Consider the following 20,276-nt stretch of genomic DNA (forward strand, 5'->3'; position numbering starts at 1 on the left):
TAATCCTTAGTGCTCATGGCTTGCGCCTTCCTTACCCAGCTCCGCCTTTAGATAAAAGCTGTTTTTAGTTACATAATGCTGGCCTGCATCAAGCCCGGATAGAACCTCAACCCATTGTTTGTCTCGTTGGCCAAGTTCTACAGGTGTCGCTTCAAAATAATCGCCTTGTTGGACAAATACTACGTCTTGGTCGCCCATGCGTTGCAATGCCGTAAGAAGCACCGCTACCGGCACGGTTTTTTCTTTAATAATAATATAACCGTTGACATACATGCCGGGAATCCACAAGCGCTGCTCATTGGGTAAGACTGCACGTGCCAAAGTGGTTTGACTGTCTTCTATCCCAAGAGGTGCGATGTAGGAGATATAACTTGTCGTTTTTGGTTTTCCTTCATCACCAATTACATCAATAGTCATTCCCTTTTTTACTAGCGGAGTTTCTTTGCGATATAAGGTAAAGTCAGCCCATACGTTGGTTAAATTCGCCACATCATAAATGGGTTTATTATTTTGCGCTAGTTCGCCATTGGTTGCATATTTTTGTACTATAGTTCCTGTGATAGGTGCATTTATGTTGTAATTTTGTAAGCTTTCATTGCTTTCAATGGTTGCTAGTAAATCGCCTTTAATCACCTCATCACCTAAGTTTTTATTCATCAGTTTAATAATGCCTGCATAGCGAGCATAGATGGGGGCCATAGTATCGCGATTAGGCGCAATTTTTCCCACTACTTTTAATTGAGTTTTAATGGTTTGGCTTTCTGCTTTTTCGGTTTGTATATTTGCGGCTTGAAGTATGGCAGGAACTAATTTAAGACGTCCCTCATAAGTGTTATATTGCCAGTTGTAGGATTTATCTGAAACCCGTAATTGAAGTGACACATCAAATGAATGAGGCTCTTTAATCACTTGATTGCTTTGTAAAAAATTCTCAACGGGACTAAATGTAATAACCTCCTTCTTTCCATTAAACCGGGTTAGTTCTGCAGTAAGTTGCGATGAATTAGGAGAAATTTTTTTTCCTTCTTGATAAAGATAGGCACGAAAATGGGGTGGCATCCCGCGTTCAAAGAGGAGCAATTCAAGGGCTATATTGTCTTTTTTAAAAAGACGCCCTCCTTGTGGCCCTTTTTCAAACTCTTCTTGAGATTCACTCTGTTGATTATCCTCATCTGTCGCAAATACCACAGAAGTCATTATTGTCGATAAAAAGATAATTAAGAAGAACAAGGAGACACATTTTTTTATAAGTTTCATTTACTTTCCTTTGTCGGATGTAACCCTAAAAGACCAGTCAATTGAATGAGTGTTTTATGAAAATCGGCATGGGCTTGTTGGTAATGGCGCTCTTCTTCGTATAAATTATTTAACGACGTAGATAATTCAACATACGTATACCGCCCCATTTGATACCCATCTTGAGCGAGCTTAATTGACTTGCGCGCTAATGGCAGCAGAGATTTTGTCACCAATTGTGCCTCAAACTTAGTTTGCTGCGCCTGTAAAAAGGCATTGTATGCATTTTGACGTACCTCAAGACGCGTCCCTTGAAACTCATAGGTTGTTTGGGAGTATTGTGCTTCCGCAGTCAAAATCTTCCCCTGATTGCGGTTATAAACAGGTGCATCTGCAAAGACGGACATTACCGCAGCATTACTGTCGTCATCCTCAAAATGCCGACCACCCAATTGAATGTTTAAATCAGGCCATACTGATTTTTTAGCCGCAGTAATGGCGGCGCGCTTAGCTTGCAATTGCAGCTGCATTTGCAGCATTTGCGGGCTTTGCGGTACTTTTTTCAACAACTCAGACCAGTTTAACTCCACATCGGGCAAGCCTTTGTCAACCAAAGGTCTGTCCACACGTAAACCATTACCCAGTAACCGTGCCAATTTTGCCCGTAAGAAGAGCGCATCACGCCCTGCTTTTTGCTCTTGAATACGTGCGTCCCCCAAGCGAATTTGCGCTAAGCGCAAATCAAGCTCCGCACCTACCCCGGCTTTAACTCGTTTATCGATGGCAGTCACAATATCCTGATTCAAGCGAACAAGTTTTTGGGTCACCTGATGCCATTGAACTGCATAAAATGCATCGACATAAGCACCTCCTACAGCCATATACAATGATGCTTTCTGAACATTTATTTGAGCTAGAGATGCTAAATAATCTGCATAGGTTGCTTTTTTCAGATACTTAAGACGACCGCCTAAAGGAATGGGTTGTGTTATAGATGCGGTCGTTTCTGCGGCCTCATAACTTGAATAACTTCCAGACCCGCCAAAATTTTCCGCAGTTAAGGTCAGCTGGGGATTAGGATACAAGCCACTTTGAATAAAGGCACCACGCATGGCTTGTGCTTTATCCATTTCTGCTTGTAACTCAGGATTATTGCGACTGGCAATTTCCAATGCCTCTCGAAAAGTCAAGGGTGTTGCCTGCACTTCCGCAAACATAAAGCCTAGCAACAGTGTCATTGATAATTTAATGAAAAAACGCATCCTACTTTCTCATCCCATTTTAACTATTGCATGTTTTATCGATTTGTATCTTCTCTGTACGTACACAGCATAATATTTTATTCATAATAACTGATATCACATGGAAAAAGTAGCTAAACTCTTGTTAACACAGATAAGATAACTTTTATTAATTATGGCTATGCGTTATTGATGTGTATTTAAAGACTCTCACAAGATAGATAATCAAACCGATATTGCTGCTTTTAAATCATCTAAGGTTACCATTAGCGTCATCGGATCTATTAAAGAAGGTTCAAAACCTAGTTTTTCATAAAACTCTTTTGCTTTGGTAGAAATGGCTTGAACTAGCATCCCTCTAATACCTATAGTTTCGGCTGCTTGAATAACTCTAAGGCCTGCATCACGTACTAGTGCTCTCCCTATGCCTTTATTCTGATATGCTAAATCTATAGCAAGCCTACCAAGTATAACTACTGGAACAGGATTTGGCATATTACGTCTAAAACGACCAGTGGCGGAACTTCCATCTACCGAGCTCGAGGCTAAAACATAATAGGCTACAACACGTTTATTATTGCAAGCAACATAAGTACGAGAAGCATTTGCTTTTTGGTTTTTAATTGCCTTAGTTTTCAGCCAGATATCAAGACTTTCTTCACCCGAGTTAAATCCCTGTATATTATGGTGTTCATTTATAGGCTCTGGCTGTAATATCATTTTTTATCCCAAGGAGCCTTTGTCTGCATAGTTTTAATCAAACGTTCATTAGGCATTGGCGTTTTATCCAGTCGTTGTAAAAAATCAGCATATGCTTCAGGACTAGCTTTTAAAATCGTTTGCTCCAAAATCGTTTCTTCAGCTTCTCGACGCGCTGCACTTAAGATAAAATCAGACCTGTTTTTACCTCTGATTTTTGCCGCACGATCAATAAGTCCTCGTTCTTCACTATTAATTCGCATATTTATTTTTTCTTGTTTTACATCATTATGTAACGTAGCCATATTTTTCTCCCATTTAAAGTTATTATAACATAATGTACATACATTGTCTTCACCTATGGATTTTTAATATAACTTATATAGTGCATAACGGGTAAATAAAACGGGGGTTTTGTTTACTTACACACTCTTCCATTATTTTTAATAATAACACCTCAATAAATGTGGTCCTTAAAAGTTAATAATTATGGTTAATTAATCAAAGTTGCGATATTATATATTTTAATGAGATAATTAACCAAAAGGTCCAATATGCTAATTGGATATGCGCGTGTTTCCACAGATGATCAAAATTTAAACTTGCAATACGATGCTTTAAAAAAAGCAGGTTGTGAGCGTATTTTTGATGATCAAATTACTGGGAGTAAAATGCAACGTCCAGGACTAGAGGCAACTTTAGAATTTGCCCGTGAAGGAGATATTATTGTTGTTTGGCGCTTAGATAGATTAAGTCGCTCACTAAAGGATTTAATTGAAATGGTCGCCCTACTCGACTCAAAAAAAATTGGTTTAAAGAGCTTGAATGAATCAATTGATACCGCATCAAGTTCTGGAAAATTAATTTTTCATATCTTTGGCGCCTTAGCTGAATTTGAACGCACTTTAATTCGTGAAAGAACACATGCAGGACTTCAAGCTGCAAGGACAAGAGGAAGGAATGGCGGGCGTCCTAAAAAACTTTCCACAGATAAAGCTAAATTAGCTATTAAGCTTTATGAAGAAAAACTGCATAGTATTCAAAAAATTTGCGAATTAATTGGAGTGTCTAAACCTACGTTATATAAATATTTAAAATCGAGGTGAATTATTTAAATGGAAAGCTGCACCATCAAACTATATAAATACTCAAGCAATTTTAGTTATATAAAAGACTACTGTGCAAATCAGGTTTGGACACATCCTATTTGTGAACTAAATGACCCTTTTGAAGCTAAAGTTGTATCCCACCATCCCGAACCTTCAGTCATATTAAGCGATCCTAAGTTATATGAACATTATTTCAAAGGTATGGGTCAGGGGGAAGGAAGCTTATCTGAAATTGAATTTAAAAAAACACTAGAATCCCCTAAATTTGCTGAACAAGTTAAAAAATCAAAATTTGGAGATCATCCATTTTTAAATTATGGAGTTCTTAGTTTAACCACCGATCCCCAAAACATTCTTATGTGGACTTATTACGCAAATAATCACGAGGGTTATTGTATTGAGTTTGAATTAGATTTTGTGAAAATTCAGGAAATTTCAGGACTTAGCGACTTTTCAGTTAAGAAATATATGCAAAATTTTATTGAAGGGAAAGAAATTCTATCTTTATATACCCATAATAATGAGTTTGCTTTATTCGGAGTAAATTACTCTGAAGAACTGCCCCTTATTAAGATAGAGGATCTCTTGAAACTACCTGAAAGTTATGAAAGAACTAAATTAATTCTTAGAAATACAGTAGGAACAAAATTCAAAGATTGGGCTCATGAAAAAGAATTTAGAATCGTAACCAAACTCAACAGTAATGAATCGGGTTTGTTAAACTTATCAAGATTTGTTCCATTTTTAAGATTTAAAGGAATAATTTTAGGTTCCAGAACTAAGCCTCAGAACAAAGCAATTGTTACAAAATTATTCAATAAAGACACCTTCAAATATTATCGAGCAAATCTTGTCGAAGGAAAATATGCCTTATCTATAACTAAATACAAATAATTTTAATGCTGTAGTGGTTATGGATTCCCAGCTAATTTAAATAGAAAGCTTAAATCCAGATCAAATCCAATCTATCAATAAAGTGCATTTAAAAGCACATCTCCAATTCATTAGAAAGTTCGACTTCTACAAACTAAACAATATTTAATTGAAACAATCAGCAGATATAAGTCTTTGACTCCGACTAAACTCATCTAATTATTATCAATTAAAATAATTATCTATATAAATAAATTTTCTTTTTCAAAATGCCCCTACCTCTTTCTAAGCTGTAAAGATTGGGTAATATGGAATGTATAAACAATTATAATCAGGTGATATAGTATAATTTTATAAATTTTTTATTTGTTTACTATATGCTTAAGCTAAAAATATGACATTCAATATATCCGCCCAAGATCTGTTCCTATTACTATTAGCATTACTTCCTATAGGTTATTTTATTCGTAAAGGTATTCTTGCTTATATTAACAGCAGTGTAAATCATAAGTTTGAAAAGAAGTTAGAAGATTTACGGGCTATATACAGAAGAACAGAAGAGGATATTAGATATTTACATAATACTGTTACATCAGCTATTAATACTACTGAAAGCATCAGTAAACCCTACCAATTAAAAGCAATTGACAACCTATGGCATAACTTTATCGAAATAAACAAATATCATAGGCTTGCATTATCTTTAGCTTCTATAAATATTACAGAAGTTAAGAAATCTTGGAATGATCAAAAAATCAAAACTTTTGTTAAATTTTACACAGAGCAAATAAATATGAATGAATTAAATGCACATGCTTACAAAGCAAGAATAGATCGAATATGGGTTACACCAATGGCATGGGCTTTGTACTCGGCTTATGAGACTTTAATTAATTACTTATTTTCTCAGTTTCTAATATTAGATTTAGATGAGGATCCTGATAGATTTCTATCAACCTCCAAAATTATTGCTCTAATAAAAGAAATTGATCCCAATAGCGAAGAAAAACAATCTCTTCCAAACGCCAACTTACCTATATATTTAGATTATTTGGAGCAAAAGTTATTAGTCGAATTGCAAGAAAATATTAATGTTAAAAATAAAATTGAAGATAACATTGAAGTAGCAAAGAAAATAATACGGCTAGCAACTGAAGCTCAAACTGAAATACAAAAAGAAACTTCTAAAAGCCCTGCAAATCATTAAGATATACAACTTTCTTCGTATTTACATTATTCGAATGTTTTTTGGAAAAACTGTGTTATCTATTTTATTTATTAAATATATAAATTGCCTAGCTCATGAATGCTTGATAGCCCCCTTAGACGGCTTAGCGTTTTTTTTGTCTTTGCTCTTCATTTGATTTTTTTTATGTATATTGAGAGCTGTTCTGAAGATATTTTTTTCATTTTTATAACCCACATTAAGTTTTCCAAGATAATCAATGGTTGTTAATGCTTCTTTCATACTATTAAGATGACTTAAATTGGATAAATGTAAAAAAAATATAAACTTAAAGTAGATTTGCAACTCATAACAATAGCTTCTAGCTTTCTTGTTATGACTCATATTGTGTACATAATCGTTGCGTACATTTTTCAGAGTAGTTATAACTTGAGAATGGTGAGAGTTATTTCCAAATATTATTTTAGATCTATCGATTATCTTGTCATAATTTCCAGGGCATTCATTAGTTAGCTTATCTAAAGCATTCCATAATAAGACCAATGATATATTAGCATCATAATCATCTAGAGCTTTAACGTATAATACAAGACTATTCTTTAATTCTTCTTTGTAGGGAGATTTTTCTATTTTATCTATTATCTTAGAAAACAAGCTTTTGAATTGCTTTATTTCGATAGCTTCCAATTCAATAAATTTCAATTCATAACCAACCTCATTACCTAAGGGCTCACCATTTGAATTATGTAAAGTATGAAATGGGCCGAGGCATACACGATTGATTGGTGTTTTTTGTAGGCCTGTGAACATTTGAAATGAATAGTTATTATAGAGTGAAAAAAGAGCGCGTAGTATATTTAAATTTTTTAGATGTATCCCAATTTCATTTGAGTCAGTTAGAGTAGAAACTATACACTTATAGTAATGTTGATCTTGTACAGTATTCGTATGCAATTTTTTTAGTATTTGTTCCCTGGAATGGAACTTACGTGGGATTCTTTTGTAAAATTTAATTTTACTTTCAAATACTTGTATTTCTCTGAAGGGTAATTTAGAAACTGAAAGTGATGTTATCAAATTTTTGTTTTCATACTTCCTATTAATTTTTTTAGCTTCAATTGAAATTTGGTCGAGAAAGTCATCTGGGTTTAATTTTTTATTCAAAACACAATATCTTACTGCCTTTATCACTAATTCATCTTTATCATTATCGTCAATATTATCTGAACTAAATTTAATACTGTCTTTAATATAATCAAATGGAAGAAGTTCAAAGGAATTAGAATAAAAGACGACACTTCCATCCTTTTCAACTTCTGCCATTTCAAAAATTTTTTCTAAAATTTTTGAAGGGGATTGAGTTTTCCATTTAACTGAGACTCTCATATTACTCTCACTTGCTTCCTTATTTTATTTACCAATTATAGTGCAATATATACACATCCAACATTTCTAGGAAGTTACTTGGTATTTATTTTTAATGGATATTATAAAGGGGGCATAATATTGTTTTATTTGGATTTAAGACAAATAACTCAATCTCGAAAAAATGTTGCTTTTTAACACATATTTATCTATCAATGGAGTGTACTTTATATATATTTTAAATTTCATTTCTATATTTAATGTAAACCATTCATCGTTTTACCAAATTACAGAAGAAATCTAAATTTTTTTAGCTAGATGACATACTCCTCTTTGGATTAGCGCATTGTCACCTAAACGAAAGATCACATATCCTGAGTATCGATTAATGTTTGCACTAGCCCCTTGGAAATCAATCACATAATTACTTTCTTCGGTAATTAATTTTCCCTCTTGCGTAGCATTTGTTATATCCAATTCCATAATGGCTCTATTACTACTAGGATATAAAGCAAATGAATAAATATCTTTATTAGATTCGGGAGTAGTTTGGAATGTACAAACTAATACAATAGGCTCTTCTGTAGAACATGCCTGCATAAAAAAAACAACAATAAAAAAAGTAATTCTTGCCCATGACTTAAGCATAAATTTCCAAATATGAAAATGAGAGCTTTCTATAAATATATTTTAGTTCATTAACTATTCAAAAGTTAAATATTAAGGAACATTGATATATGACAAGCGTTTTTGAACTAATGAATGAGAATATTAAGGTGATAATCCTCCCCTACTCTTATAGTTCTTACTTCAAAATTTTTTACAAGAAAATATACGATCGTTTTACGAAATTTAATCTTAAGATAGAAATTAAATTCATATCGAGTGAAAATCTTTAATTAACCTATCCCTAAATTTTCACATGTATAGTTTTTTAGATTGAATGTTCAAAATCCATTTTAAACAAAAGAGTCCCAAGAAATGCTCTGAAAGAACTATTCAAAATCATCTAAATGAAGCGACTGAGATTTAGCAACTATCCAAAAATCTTTCCAGGGGTCAGCTCTAAGTGTTTCCAGTCGTTTTGGTAGAGTAAATATAGTATAAAAAGTATCATTAATATTATCAGTCAGCTCATCCCAATGAATGGGTGTAGCTACAGGAGCATGAGACCTTGCGCGAGTTGAATAAGCACCAATTGCAGTTGCATCCCACTGATTACGTAAGTAATCAATAAATATCTTTCCCACTCTCTTTGCTTTAGACATTTCACTAATGTAATTATTCGGTTGCATCTTCTCCAAAGTTTCTACAAAGGAGAGAGTGAATTCTTTAATTACATCCCAGTCATATTGAGGCTTAATGGGTACAACAACATGTAAACCTTTACCTCCAGTAGTTTTAACAAATGAAGTTAAATGAAATTCTTTTAAATATTGTCGTACTTCAAAAGCACTTTCCACCACCCTACTCCAAGGAACTTCAGGTGATGGGTCTAAATCAAAAATAAGTACATCCGGAAATTTAAGATGAGAAACTTGGCTTCCCCATGGGTGAATTTCTAAAACACCCATTTGCGCCAACCCTAATAGACCCTCTCGATTAGTAACATACATGTAATCACTCATCTCATGATCTTTTGGCGACTCAATTAAAACTTTTTGAAGTTCTTTGGATGAGGATTTGTTAAACATTTTTTGATAAAAACACTCTTTGTAATCTGTTGGACAGCGGACAAGGGTTAATGGACGGTTTTGAATGTAAGGCAACATGAAATCACTGACTTGTTCATAATAGTCAAAAACCATTTTCTTGGTAATGCCGTCTTCAGGATAAAGAATTTTATCGGGGTGAGTTAGGCGAATATGCTTTTTAGGTAATAGGTCTTCCTTGGTTACTAATTCTCTGTTAATTACCTGAAAAGAGGTTTCTTCTTCTTTGGTCACTTGGAGTGCATCCTTATCATGCCGCAATCCTTTAAAACTTGGGTGTCGTAATATTTTTTCCGAGGTCCATTCAGTAAACTCAACCTCACAAACCAGTTCGGGCTTAACCCATGTTGCTGTTTTATATCCCGGAGGATTTTTTATTGAAAATGGATTTTCTTGGCTAATTCTTGCATTCAGTTCTAAAGAAATAGCTCTTAAGGTTGCGGAACTGAATCCTGTGCCTACATTCCCACAGAAAATTAAATCACCTTTCGAATCAAAATACCCTAAATACAAAGAGCCTATATGAGTACGCGAACCTTTAGGTGGTGTGAATCCTCCAATAACAAATTCCTGTCTTTTGGTACATTTCAGCTTTAACCAAGTTTTAGTACGTTTGGTTTGATAGGTGGAACTTGCTAATTTCGATATAATTCCTTCCAAAGAATAAGCGCAGGCATTTTGATAAAATTCATGTCCGAAACCGACTATATGGGAACTGTAATGGAATATAGGGTGATTCTCCGGTATTAGGGTTTCTAAAATTTCTTTACGCTTTATCAATGGTAATGAGCACAGATTCCATTTATCGTAGTACACAATGTCGAATAGATAATAAAGAAACTGTGTTTCAACATTTCCTTTAATTGAATTTTGCATGAGTTGGAAACTGGGACGGCTTTGTTCATCCAATATAACTAACTCACCATCAAGTAATAAATTCTCAACAGGAAGCTTGGCTACTGCATCTGCAACAACCTGAAATTCTTTAGTCCAATTTTTATGATTTCGAGACATCATGCGCACCGAATTTCCTTCTTTAAACGCAAGCATGCGATACCCATCATATTTAATTTCATGAATCCAGTTATCCCCTTCAGGAGCTGTATCGGCTAAAGTTGCTAACTGAGGTGATAGAGTTTGAGGAAATGGGGATTGTGGTAAATCAAATTGGAGTTTTTTAAAAGGGGAACGCTTTCTAGCAGTTTTAACCTCAGTATGCTCTTCTATTTCTTCTACTTTTTTTCCACTGACCACACTTTGAGGTTCCTTCTGAGTGATATCAAAGGAGTCCAGAGGTTGTGCAAAATCATCCTCATATTTTTTTAAAAACCAAGTGTCCTCACCTTTAATTTTAAATAAATCCCAGCGTCCGCCTAGTTTTTTTGCATGAAGAATAAAACGTAAGTGCCCTTTTTTGTAGGCTTTTAAAGGATTTTCATCCAGCGATTCCCATTTACCGGTATCCCAAATAATCATCCGCCCACTGCCATATTCTCCTTTTGGGATAAATCCTTCAAACTTTAAATATTCAACGGGATGGTCTTCGGTATGCATGGCTAATCGTTTCACATCAGAATCGAGACAAGGGCCTTTGGGTATCGCCCAACTTTTTAGTACTCCATCTAATTCAATGCGAAAATCATAATGAAGATGACTGGCTTTATGTTTTTGAATCACAAATCGATGAAGATTACGGGAATGCAATTTTCCCTTCGGTTCAGGTGTTTTTGAAAAATCTCTTTTTTGATTATATTGCTCTAGACCCATTTTATAATTCCATATTTTCATTGAGCCAGAATGACAAAAACCACCCTAAGGTGGTTTTCGCAGTAGAAGTAGCACTTAAGGCAAGCCTTAAGCTATCCTACATCTTAACTATAGTTTATTTTTTTTACATGTCAAAAATTCAAAACATTAAGTGCTCAATTTATCCTTCAATATCTCGTGGGTCATGGCCGTGGCTATCTTTGGTCTCTATTCGCCCTTGCTTATCATGGATAACTAGCTCTGTGTGTTCTTTGGAGCTGAGTTCACGGGCTTTGTTGACTGCCTCTTCTTTCGTATCAAAATGAAATTTTTTGGAATGATGTGTTTGTTGAATATCCCAGCCGCCTTGGGCATTGGGAATCACATGGTGTTCTCGATTCATTTTTCTTCCTCCTTGTAATATTCGTTTAAGAATAAAAGTATCATTCAAACTGAATAGATTATAGGCAATTTCCATTAAAATAGCTTTATCGGAGGAACTTCGCTCCATCGCGTTGTATTATTATTGGAAGTTTTAAGAAGAGTAGCATGCAAAGGTAACGTTACAGTAAAAGTAGAACCACATCCAAGTTGACTATCCAGATTTATATTACCTCCTAGTTTTGTAACGATTTGATTGACTATATAGAGACCTAATCCCATACCACTTATTGTACTTTTATGATTTACACGTTCGAATTTTTTAAAAATCCTTTCTCTATTTTCTGGTGCAATACCGATTCCAAAGTCCTGTACGATTATTTTTAGAGTTTCACTCTCCACTATAATGAGTGTCACATTGACTGGATTTCCTTTTCCGTATTTGATACCGTTAGTAATTAAATTAATTACTATCTGCTCAATTCGATAAGAATCCCAAAATCCAACTACTGAGGTTCCTTTATAAGTAACCAGAGGGCCAAATCTTTTTGTTATTTTCATGAGTAACTCATTGAGGTCAATTTCTTGAGGGTTAAAAAAGAACCATCCTTCTGAAATAGCTGTCGTATCTAGCATTGTTTCAATTAAGTGTTCCATAGTTTCTATTTGTTCCACCCAGGTATCGAATAATTTCTTGAACTTGATTTCCTCAAACTTTTCTTGCTCTATTAACATCTTGCCTATCTGCGCAGTTATTTTACTGCTCGTTAAGGGGTTTTTTAATTCATGTCCCAGCATCAAAATGATTTCTTCTCTAATAGAAACCTCCTCTTTAAGTTCCTCTTTTTGTTTCATAAGTATTTTCTGTAATTTTATTTGTTCAATGGAATCCACTGCGTGTTTCGCAAGAATATCAAAGACTATTAACAAGCTCTTATTAGGCTTATGAGGAATTTTATAATGAGTAGAAAACATGCCAATTACTTTACCATCGGGATTTATTAATGGAGTAGATTGTATCGCCCTGACTCCTGCTCTTAATTGAATATCTAAGGATTCACCTTCAAATAGAGAACTATGATAAATATCTTCGATGATGATTCGTTCACCTTGTTCTAACGCACTCCCATAAGAACCCTCTCCTCTAGAAACATGTTCCCAATAATTTAGCCAATATTGCGGAAATCCTCGTTGTGCCACAATTTTTAAATGCTGTGTCGTATCATCAAGGAGTTGAATAGTACCGAAGTCTGCTTCTGCAATAGCAATTGCTATATCGATAATGCCATAAAATATTTGTTCTATTATAAAAAATTCTTCTTGTGAATTTATCATGTATGCTCTTAATGTTTTCTGCAATTTATTTTTTTGGGGTTTTCTTAAAGTACAGAAAACAGATTTTAGAGCTTAGGCAATATATTTTTGGATATTGCAGTAATGGCTAATTAAGGGAATTTTAAAACGGCTATATTTCGCAGTAGACGGCACTTTGGATAATGACGAAACAATTTTATGAACTTAGAAAGTGATGAGCTTACTCCTTTCAAGATAGGATTTACACTCGTCCTAATTTGAATAGTAGCGTTATTGGAAAAAGAACCTTTTGAAAAGATATTGGCTATCAAAAAAGACCTTTACTGTGAATAAGTAAACAAGTGTACATTAAAAATTTGAACACGTCTGTTTTATATTATTTTAATATATTGTATGTTTGGATTAATTAGTAACTTTCTGTGGTTTTTTTAAATTAATTGCAAATTATCAATCATTTTTATCGGGCTCATTTTATGATAAAAACTAATTCTTTAATTTAATTGTGAATTTTTTTTAAATCTCTGTACTATTTCACAATCGAAATTGTTAACTATTTGGCCTCTTGACTCACCAAATTCTTTATCGCCTTCAGTAAGCATCCATACTAGGAGTGCATTTAAATCATTACTAGACTTGGTATCAAGTATATGGGTTCCCCAATAAACAGTTGCTGTATATTTAAACATCGTCATTCTCTCTAAAATTCTAAAACAAAATGGTTTGAAAGGTAAAAGGGATCTAAGAGGGTATAATGTGGTGACAGATTCTAAGAAAAATGAAAATGCTTATACAGTCTGATAAGTAAATTATAGCATATCGGTAATTTAAACAGTTTATATTATATCCTATGACTTATTACATTATTTTAAAAAACTCTAAAATACTTTTAAGTATTCTTCCTTTATAAACAAACATCTACGAGCAACTTGGGGAGCGCAAGCTTCTGTTTTCAGGAAAAATAGAAGTGGTGTTTCTCAAAGACTTTATTCTCCCTTATTAGAAAGATAATAAAGACAGTGTTCCCTCGTGGGAGCTGTACATTTAAAAATGTAAGGAGGCTTCCTTGTGAAGCAAACTTTCTGACAGCCCACCAAGGCGGCTTTCATCAGATAGGTCAAACAAAGACAATTGCTTCATCTGATATACTTTTTCATGTTGTTTTAATTTAATTCCGACTCCTAACAATCGCACCGGAAGACATTTTCGAGAAAAGCCCTCTTTGATTAATTGGCAAAGAACTGCAACATCAATCTCATGATGTACCAGTTCTACTGTGGTTTGTTGAAAGTCATTAAATTTTAATTTCACAAACAAATTATGAATCCCTAAAATCTCTCCTGCGCGCTCGATACGTGCGTTAAGTCTCCTAATAAGTTCTGGCAATGCAGCAAGACAGGCCTCAAGATTAGGCAAATCTTTTAAATAAGTCTCCTCCACACTAATTGATTTGCGGATTCGCTCAGGATTGACTGGACGATTATCAATTCCGCGCGACAATTCATACAACCGTGCGCCCATAATCCCAAATTCATGAATCAGATATTCTAAGGAGTATCGCTGCACATCCGCGCACGTTTTGATATTGTAAGTACCTAACTTTTCCTCCATCTTGGGACCTACCCCAAATAGTTTTCGAACAGGTAATTGCAGCATAAACACCTCAACATCTTGAGGTCGAATCACCATTTGTCCATTAGGCTTATTCCAATCACTAGCAATCTTGGCCAAGCTTTTATTGGGTGCAATCCCTGCACTGGCAGTTAATTTTCGAGTTTGAAAAATACGCTTTCGTATCTCTTGAGCAATCCAAGTGGCACTTCCCTGACACTGCGTGGATTCGGTGACATCAAGGAAGGCCTCATCCAAGGATAGAGGTTCTATCAAATCCGTATAGTCTGCAAAAACCTCACGAATGTATTGGCTTTCTTGATGATACACATTCATGCGACCAGGGCGTACGATAAGATGGCGGCACAATTGTAAGGCCTTCGCTGTAGACATTGCCGAGCGCACACCAAATTTTCGTGCGGCATAATTACAGGTTGAAATAACTCCTCGTTTATTGGCATCCCCTCCTACCGCAATAGGTCTATTGGCCAGTTCTGGAAAATCACGCATTTCAATTGCGGCATAAAAACAATCCATATCAATATGAATGATTTTTCTTGTCGGATTCATCTTTAGTTCACTCATAGTAGAACCTTCAATACAAGCGAACTTGAGGAACCTCAGACCATCGCGTGGTATAAGCAGGTGATTTAAGTTCTGCGCGCATTGCCCACGGTTTTGAATATCCTTCCGCTGCGAGTCGAATCGTGCTTCGTCCATACTTTTGATTGATGTGATCAAACACGCTCATCAGCTGTTCCGTATGATGTAATTGTGCATCACTTGGCTGATGAAACATATCCAGCTGGCGAGGGTTTTTAGGAATTAAATCTTCAAGACATACCCCTGCTTTTTTATAGTAATATCCTGATTTATAAATACGTTGCAGACATCGTTTGGCAATTTTGGTAATGAGGCGTAAATCATCGGTTGCATTCACAAAACGAAACTCCATGGCTTGAAAGTGTTGTGCCAAATCCTCCCGAAACCGATTGGTATGTACAAAAACAAACATGCGCTGCGCTACCAAGTGCTGATTGCGCATTTTTTCAACGGCGCGGGCACAATGGCTACTTACCGATTCGGCAATAGAGGCGTATCGGGTTTGCATCTGTCCAAAACTTTTTGACGACATAATACTTTGTTTCGGCTCAATTTCTTCTAAACCACCACAGGAAATTCCTTGAAGCTCCATGGCCGTACGCATTAACACGACATTAAAACTTTTCTTCAAAAGATGAGTATTGGTCATGGCCAAATCATAGGCCGTATGAATACCCCGCGATATTAATTTATTTTCCCATTGCCGCCCTACTCCCCACACATCCCCTACTGCAATTTGCTTTAACAATTGCTCACGGTTCGGCGTGATATTAAACACCGGAATCTTAAAAACCTTTTTACATAAATGATTGGCCACTTTAGCCAACGTTTTGGTGGCTCCAATACCAATTGAGGTAGGTATTCCCGTATGTTTTAAAATTTTCTTCTGTAGTTGCTCGCAAAAAGTATCAAGGTGCGCGATAGGTAAGCTACTTAAATCAAGAAATGCTTCATCAATGGAGTAGATTTCCACGTGTGGCCAGTGTTCCTCAATAGTACACATCACACGATGACTTATGTTGCCATATAGTGTGTAATTTGAAGAAAAGGCTTTCACTCCATGCTGCTTGCATAAATTTTTAATTTTAAAATAAGGCTCGCCCATCGTAATGCCCAATGCTTTGGCCTCATTCGAGCGTGCAATACAACAACCATCATTATTGGATAACACCACTATAGGAACATCCTTTAAATCAGGACGAAACAAGCGTTCGCAGCTGGCATAAAAGTTATTGCAATCGACCAGGGCAAACATGTTAGGCAAGCTCATGAAGAACTAAAGTGACCACACCCCAAATCACCATCTCACACTCTTGGGTAATATCAATGGGTTTAAATTTGGGATTAGCAGGAAGTAATTGTACCTGACTGCCCTTTTTTGAAAGGCGTTTCACCGTGAGTTCGCCATTCACCGCTGCAATTACAATACGTCCATCAGAGGGCTCTATGCTTCTGTCGACTAACAGCCAATCACCTGAAAAAATACCAGCCTCCACCATCGAATCTCCTGTGGCTTGCAAAACAAACGTGGAGGAAGGATGTTTAATGAATTTGGTATTTAAATCGAGATATCCTTCAATGTAATCGTCCGCAGGAGATGGGAATCCTGCTTGCACTTTACTTGCAAATATGGGCAATTGATGCGCTGTACGATTCTTTAATTGTTCTAATTCGGCAAGCGTGGCTACCGGAAGACGAACTGCTTTGGTCGGCTCACCCCTAGGACGTCCTGCCCCTGCTCTTTTTCCGCCTCTTGGTGACATGATGACTCTTTTTTGATTTACGTACAAATATCATAGACAAGGAAAAATAAGCTGTAAATCCCACGTCAAGGCAACATGAGCTGAAATCACCATTAAGTCTTCGAGAATATTAAGAATTTTTTTTTAAAACTTTTTATTTAGCTAAGGGCTCCATCGCCAAGGGATGGTCAAAATCAGCCTTATTCACTAAAGTAGAAACCCGATACCCTTCCAAATCATCATAAGGATAAGGTTTCATTAATGCCAATAGTTGTGCTTTATCACATTGCGTGTTATCAAGCCAAATGGCTTGGGCTTCTTCATCTAAAATAACAGGCATCCGATGATGCACTGGTAGCATTAAGGGGTTCGCGTCAGTGGTAATCAGACAACAGGAATGGATTACTTCTTCTTCATGCTGCCAGGTATCCCAAAGAGCCGCAACAGCCAGTAAGTCACGATTCTTTTTTTGAAAGAAATAAGGTTGTTTAATACCCTCCTCTTGGTGCCATTCGTAAAAACCACTCATAGGCATTAAACAACGTTTGGATTTCATCGCCTGGCGAAATGCCGGTTTTTCAAAAAGGGTTTCGGCACGAGCATTAATGAGACTACCTATTTTTTTTCTGTCTGTTACCCAAGAAGGAATGAGTCCCCAGCGCAATAACACACTTTGAATTTCATAAGCTTCGGTTTCCACGAGACAAACCAGCTCAGCCCCTGGCGCAATATTAAATCGAGGGGTAATTTCAATCGATTTGGATAGATGAAATTGATATTTTAACTTGTCATAAGAGGCTATATAAGCAAATCGGCCACACATGATTTCGTCCATTTAGGAAGTTTTATCAGTATAGTCCTTAATTCTGATTCATGAGAAAAATCTCACAAACTACTCGTGAAGAGGATGTGTCACGCACTTTTAATTCAGTGGATATTTGAAACAGGAACACCCCTCAAAATAATTTTAGTAAATAGAGGGGAATTTTTTTTGACTATTTATTATACAGATATTTTCTCTTCGAAAGATGATTCCAATGCCACAACAAAAAAACTACTAAAGTGATTTTTCTTATCGAGTAGCCATCCTAAGCGATGCATTTTCTTGCCAATTGATAATGTAAGGATTTTCATATCCTTCAATTGCAGCTACGTGCAATGCCCATTGTTTTTCCCAGGAACTTGGAGGAAATGTTTTATTCCAAACCAGAAACAATTGTCTTTGCGATGAGCTTAACGATAATCCATAATGTTCCGCCATAAATAAATAAGCGCGTGCCACCACTCCTTTGGCAGAATCGGGCGGCTCAGCCCGCCGCAATTTTTTATCAATTTTCATGGTACATCCCAGATAATCGGGCTGTTCAGGCAACACACTAAACCGATAGTTCGAACGGGCTTGATTCACCACCCCTACTTCCGGCCACAAGTTATAAAGTTCAGCTTCCACATGACGAAATTGTTCATCGATTTTTTCACAACATCGTCGCCCTTTATAGGGTTTTCCATGTTTGTCCTCGCACAGGAGTTCACGCCAACATGCAAATTGCTGCCCAAAGTGTTCGGCAGCCATAATATGCTCCCACTCAATGCGGTGTGCTCTTTTGATTGAATCTGCTGCTTGCATGCCACAACTGGATAAATTGACTTCTTTATCTTCATAACTGCATTGGCAATATATGGTTTGTGGGTGTTTCTGAAATAATTGCGCTGCAATTTTCTTAGATTGTGAAAAAGAACCAGGAGATTGGGCATAGCTTAGAGAGATACAGCCCAGTAACAATAAGAATCGCAGCATAAGGTACCATGAAGAAAAAAATAGGTGTCATTATAAAATGGTTCTTTGTTTTTTCTATAGAAAAAGTATCTCGGATAAAGACATCGAATAATAAGTCTCGAATGCATGTACACTCTCAAGTACCCTTCTTTCCTGTTAGAAATATCGGTTCTTAAAATAGGTTAAGCATGATTAAGACTCGCATACACCACAATACCACCTATTTTTTTTGTATTGAGATCCCTCAATAATTGCTTGAATCCTGAATACAGAATATCCCAAGCGCGTTGACCAAATTGATGCTCAACCTGCTCGCGCTTTTGTTCAAACGAATGTAATAAAAGCGTATACCAAAGAATAAAGTACTCAGTTAGATCAACACTTTCATTAAATCTCCATCCAGTGGCAGAGAGCTGCTTTTTTAACTCGGGTAAATAAATTGGATTAAAATGAGAGGCTGTTTTTGACCATGGAAAGGGGCTTTGAATTGGTGTCACATCGGGTCTTGAGTAATCAAATAAAACGAGCCTCCCATGGGAATCTGAAAGCTGTGCTAATTTTTTTAACGCAATTTCTTGAGATGTAAAACAAAAAAAGGCACTGAAGCTATAGATACATTGAAATGATTTGTGGGCAAGCTTAGTGCTCTTCAATATATCGTCGCATATAAATTGAACATCAGGATAGCTCGTCTTTGCGCTCTCAATAAGAGTTCTATCAATATCAACTCCTGTAACTAAACCCCATCCTTTTTTTTGTACATAATGAGCAGTTCCACCTAATCCACATCCAACATCAAGTATGTGTGCTTCACTATTTTTAGCAATAGGTAACAAAGAAAGCTCGATTGCTTCAATTTCACCCGGATGCGCAAAATCCCCCTCTCTTAACATTGACAATATCTGTTTCGTATATTCCATAGAGCAACTCCACTGTTATCCCACAGAGTTAGTCGGTGTCGCTAAATGATTTGAGTGCGTTTGATGGATAAAAATTGAGGGAATTTTTTTGATTTTAAATCATTAACAAAGTATCATGATTTGAAATAGTTTTTCAATATCAAATGACATAAAAGATGCTGGTGCAGGGAATGAACTCTTTATTAGATATCAAACAAGACTTGCTCTTAACGCCAATGGCGGGACCATTGCCAGCAATCAGCAATCAGCAATCAGCAATCAGCGCTAGATTTTCTCCTATTATCATCTTTTCCCACTACATTTTATTGTGTTTCTTTCCTTTGTTCAGGATTTTGTTTCATCTCTTTGCTCTACTTAAATCCTATGGAGCACGTTTGTGCCTTCATTCTCTTGTTATTCCAATCGTTTGCCGCTGACTGCTTACAAACTCACTTAATGACTCGTTTTTACTTTGCAAGGAGCGCTTATGAAGTATCGTTTATTTCTTTTTATCACTGCCGCCGGTGTGTTGGGAAGTACAGCCTTTGCCGGCACCATGGGGCCTGCTGTTCCCTCTAAAGACTGGACCTGGGTTAGTTCCATAGCCGCGGGGCCTGTTTGGGTAAGAGGCGGTGAGACACAGACTTTTTTTCTGGCCCCAGAAATTGAAAAGACTTATGCGGACAGAAAATCCACTAATGTTCTGGCTTCTGGAGAGCTGTTTGTTGGTATACAAAAAACATGGTCATCCCAATGGTTGGGTCAATTGGGATTGGCAGCCGCCA

At 36.1% G+C, this 20,276-nt stretch carries 18 protein-coding genes and 1 pseudogene; 4 read left to right on the forward strand and 15 right to left on the reverse strand.

Going from position 1 to position 20,276, the window contains the following annotated elements; translation table 11 throughout:
* Window positions 1-6: 6 nt before the first annotated feature.
* The 4 genes from KYQ_RS17220 to KYQ_RS17235 form a co-directional block, all read right to left on the reverse strand.
* Window positions 7-1,197 (reverse strand): efflux RND transporter periplasmic adaptor subunit, encoded by a 1,191-nt coding sequence (locus KYQ_RS17220; RefSeq protein WP_231294692.1) that lies wholly within the window; start codon window positions 1,195-1,197, stop codon window positions 7-9.
* Between the two features lie 56 nt (window positions 1,198-1,253).
* On the reverse strand, window positions 1,254-2,474 hold the full coding sequence (locus tag KYQ_RS17225) for a TolC family protein (protein WP_374939095.1): 1,221 nt from the start codon (window positions 2,472-2,474) through the stop codon (window positions 1,254-1,256).
* A gap of 228 nt (window positions 2,475-2,702) precedes the next feature.
* Complete coding sequence (locus KYQ_RS17230) at window positions 2,703-3,197, reverse strand: GNAT family N-acetyltransferase (protein ID WP_012187548.1); 495 nt, start codon at window positions 3,195-3,197, stop codon at window positions 2,703-2,705.
* A complete protein-coding gene (locus KYQ_RS17235) occupies window positions 3,194-3,481 on the reverse strand; it encodes a type II toxin-antitoxin system TacA family antitoxin (protein WP_012187549.1) in 288 nt (95 codons plus the stop codon). Before KYQ_RS17235 ends, KYQ_RS17230 begins: the two co-directional genes overlap by 4 nt.
* A gap of 249 nt (window positions 3,482-3,730) precedes the next feature.
* On the opposite strand from KYQ_RS17235, the gene KYQ_RS17240 reads away from it, so the two are divergent.
* The 3 genes from KYQ_RS17240 to KYQ_RS17250 all read left to right on the forward strand — a co-directional run bounded on the left by KYQ_RS17240 (window position 3,731) and on the right by KYQ_RS17250 (window position 6,365).
* Window positions 3,731-4,282: a recombinase family protein gene (locus KYQ_RS17240; RefSeq protein WP_019350410.1), complete on the forward strand. Its 552-nt coding sequence runs from the start codon at window positions 3,731-3,733 to the stop codon at window positions 4,280-4,282.
* 9 nt (window positions 4,283-4,291) lie between these two features.
* Window positions 4,292-5,179, forward strand: coding sequence for a DUF2971 domain-containing protein (locus KYQ_RS17245; RefSeq protein WP_019350411.1), 888 nt, complete (start codon window positions 4,292-4,294; stop codon window positions 5,177-5,179).
* A gap of 373 nt (window positions 5,180-5,552) precedes the next feature.
* On the forward strand, window positions 5,553-6,365 hold the full coding sequence (locus KYQ_RS17250) for a hypothetical protein (RefSeq protein ID WP_019350412.1): 813 nt from the start codon (window positions 5,553-5,555) through the stop codon (window positions 6,363-6,365).
* Window positions 6,366-6,458: 93 nt separating this feature from the next.
* Here KYQ_RS17250 and KYQ_RS17255 read toward each other — a convergent pair whose 3' ends face one another.
* From KYQ_RS17255 to KYQ_RS17315, 11 genes are all read right to left on the reverse strand, one after another.
* Window positions 6,459-7,730 carry a hypothetical protein gene (locus KYQ_RS17255; RefSeq protein ID WP_019350413.1) on the reverse strand — a complete coding sequence of 424 codons (1,272 nt, stop codon included), beginning with the start codon at window positions 7,728-7,730 and terminating at the stop codon, window positions 6,459-6,461.
* 279 nt (window positions 7,731-8,009) lie between these two features.
* On the reverse strand, window positions 8,010-8,357 hold the full coding sequence (locus tag KYQ_RS17260; RefSeq protein ID WP_019350414.1) for a hypothetical protein: 348 nt from the start codon (window positions 8,355-8,357) through the stop codon (window positions 8,010-8,012).
* Between the two features lie 347 nt (window positions 8,358-8,704).
* Complete coding sequence (gene ligD / locus KYQ_RS17270) at window positions 8,705-11,188, reverse strand: DNA ligase D (protein WP_019350416.1); 2,484 nt, start codon at window positions 11,186-11,188, stop codon at window positions 8,705-8,707.
* Window positions 11,189-11,348: 160 nt separating this feature from the next.
* Window positions 11,349-11,570, reverse strand: a complete 222-nt coding sequence (locus KYQ_RS17275) for a DUF2188 domain-containing protein (RefSeq protein WP_029489088.1) — start codon at window positions 11,568-11,570, stop codon at window positions 11,349-11,351.
* A 74-nt stretch (window positions 11,571-11,644) separates the two neighbouring features.
* Window positions 11,645-12,883, reverse strand: a complete 1,239-nt coding sequence (locus tag KYQ_RS17280) for a GAF domain-containing sensor histidine kinase (protein WP_019350418.1) — start codon at window positions 12,881-12,883, stop codon at window positions 11,645-11,647.
* 1,020 nt (window positions 12,884-13,903) lie between these two features.
* Window positions 13,904-15,040 (reverse strand): DNA polymerase IV, encoded by a 1,137-nt coding sequence (gene dinB, locus KYQ_RS17290; RefSeq protein ID WP_019350420.1) that lies wholly within the window; start codon window positions 15,038-15,040, stop codon window positions 13,904-13,906.
* Between the two features lie 25 nt (window positions 15,041-15,065).
* Window positions 15,066-16,343: a Y-family DNA polymerase gene (locus tag KYQ_RS17295; protein WP_029489089.1), complete on the reverse strand. Its 1,278-nt coding sequence runs from the start codon at window positions 16,341-16,343 to the stop codon at window positions 15,066-15,068.
* Complete coding sequence (locus tag KYQ_RS17300; RefSeq protein WP_019350422.1) at window positions 16,330-16,836, reverse strand: LexA family protein; 507 nt, start codon at window positions 16,834-16,836, stop codon at window positions 16,330-16,332. Before KYQ_RS17300 ends, KYQ_RS17295 begins: the two co-directional genes overlap by 14 nt.
* A gap of 133 nt (window positions 16,837-16,969) precedes the next feature.
* Window positions 16,970-17,638 carry an SOS response-associated peptidase gene (locus tag KYQ_RS17305; RefSeq protein ID WP_019350423.1) on the reverse strand — a complete coding sequence of 223 codons (669 nt, stop codon included), beginning with the start codon at window positions 17,636-17,638 and terminating at the stop codon, window positions 16,970-16,972.
* A gap of 249 nt (window positions 17,639-17,887) precedes the next feature.
* The gene (locus tag KYQ_RS17310; protein ID WP_019350424.1) at window positions 17,888-18,613 is read right to left on the reverse strand and encodes an endonuclease; all 726 of its coding nucleotides are present in this window, start codon (window positions 18,611-18,613) and stop codon (window positions 17,888-17,890) included.
* Between the two features lie 161 nt (window positions 18,614-18,774).
* Window positions 18,775-19,512: a class I SAM-dependent methyltransferase gene (locus KYQ_RS17315; RefSeq protein WP_019350425.1), complete on the reverse strand. Its 738-nt coding sequence runs from the start codon at window positions 19,510-19,512 to the stop codon at window positions 18,775-18,777.
* 466 nt (window positions 19,513-19,978) lie between these two features.
* Between KYQ_RS17315 and KYQ_RS19380 the strand changes: the two are divergent.
* Window positions 19,979-20,276: pseudogene (locus tag KYQ_RS19380) on the forward strand (porin family protein); the annotation flags it as partial.

This window comes from Fluoribacter dumoffii NY 23, assembly GCF_000236165.1.
GTDB lineage: Bacteria > Pseudomonadota > Gammaproteobacteria > Legionellales > Legionellaceae > Legionella > Legionella dumoffii.

Coding starts and splice junctions, on each gene's coding strand:
- ligD (WP_019350416.1), bottom strand. CDS start 11,188: ATGGGTCTAGAGCAATATAATCAAAAAAGAGATTTTTCAAAAACACCT.
- KYQ_RS17255 (WP_019350413.1), bottom strand. CDS start 7,730: ATGAGAGTCTCAGTTAAATGGAAAACTCAATCCCCTTCAAAAATTTTA.
- KYQ_RS17260 (WP_019350414.1), bottom strand. CDS start 8,357: ATGCTTAAGTCATGGGCAAGAATTACTTTTTTTATTGTTGTTTTTTTT.
- KYQ_RS17300 (WP_019350422.1), bottom strand. CDS start 16,836: ATGTCACCAAGAGGCGGAAAAAGAGCAGGGGCAGGACGTCCTAGGGGT.
- KYQ_RS17280 (WP_019350418.1), bottom strand. CDS start 12,883: ATGATAAATTCACAAGAAGAATTTTTTATAATAGAACAAATATTTTAT.
- KYQ_RS17305 (WP_019350423.1), bottom strand. CDS start 17,638: ATGTGTGGCCGATTTGCTTATATAGCCTCTTATGACAAGTTAAAATAT.
- KYQ_RS17240 (WP_019350410.1), top strand. CDS start 3,731: ATGCTAATTGGATATGCGCGTGTTTCCACAGATGATCAAAATTTAAAC.
- KYQ_RS17250 (WP_019350412.1), top strand. CDS start 5,553: ATGACATTCAATATATCCGCCCAAGATCTGTTCCTATTACTATTAGCA.
- KYQ_RS17230 (WP_012187548.1), bottom strand. CDS start 3,197: ATGATATTACAGCCAGAGCCTATAAATGAACACCATAATATACAGGGA.
- dinB (WP_019350420.1), bottom strand. CDS start 15,040: ATGAATCCGACAAGAAAAATCATTCATATTGATATGGATTGTTTTTAT.
- KYQ_RS17275 (WP_029489088.1), bottom strand. CDS start 11,570: ATGAATCGAGAACACCATGTGATTCCCAATGCCCAAGGCGGCTGGGAT.
- KYQ_RS17220 (WP_231294692.1), bottom strand. CDS start 1,197: ATGACTTCTGTGGTATTTGCGACAGATGAGGATAATCAACAGAGTGAA.
- KYQ_RS17245 (WP_019350411.1), top strand. CDS start 4,292: ATGGAAAGCTGCACCATCAAACTATATAAATACTCAAGCAATTTTAGT.
- KYQ_RS17225 (WP_374939095.1), bottom strand. CDS start 2,474: ATGACACTGTTGCTAGGCTTTATGTTTGCGGAAGTGCAGGCAACACCC.
- KYQ_RS17310 (WP_019350424.1), bottom strand. CDS start 18,613: ATGCTGCGATTCTTATTGTTACTGGGCTGTATCTCTCTAAGCTATGCC.
- KYQ_RS17295 (WP_029489089.1), bottom strand. CDS start 16,343: ATGAGCTTGCCTAACATGTTTGCCCTGGTCGATTGCAATAACTTTTAT.
- KYQ_RS17315 (WP_019350425.1), bottom strand. CDS start 19,512: ATGGAATATACGAAACAGATATTGTCAATGTTAAGAGAGGGGGATTTT.
- KYQ_RS17235 (WP_012187549.1), bottom strand. CDS start 3,481: ATGGCTACGTTACATAATGATGTAAAACAAGAAAAAATAAATATGCGA.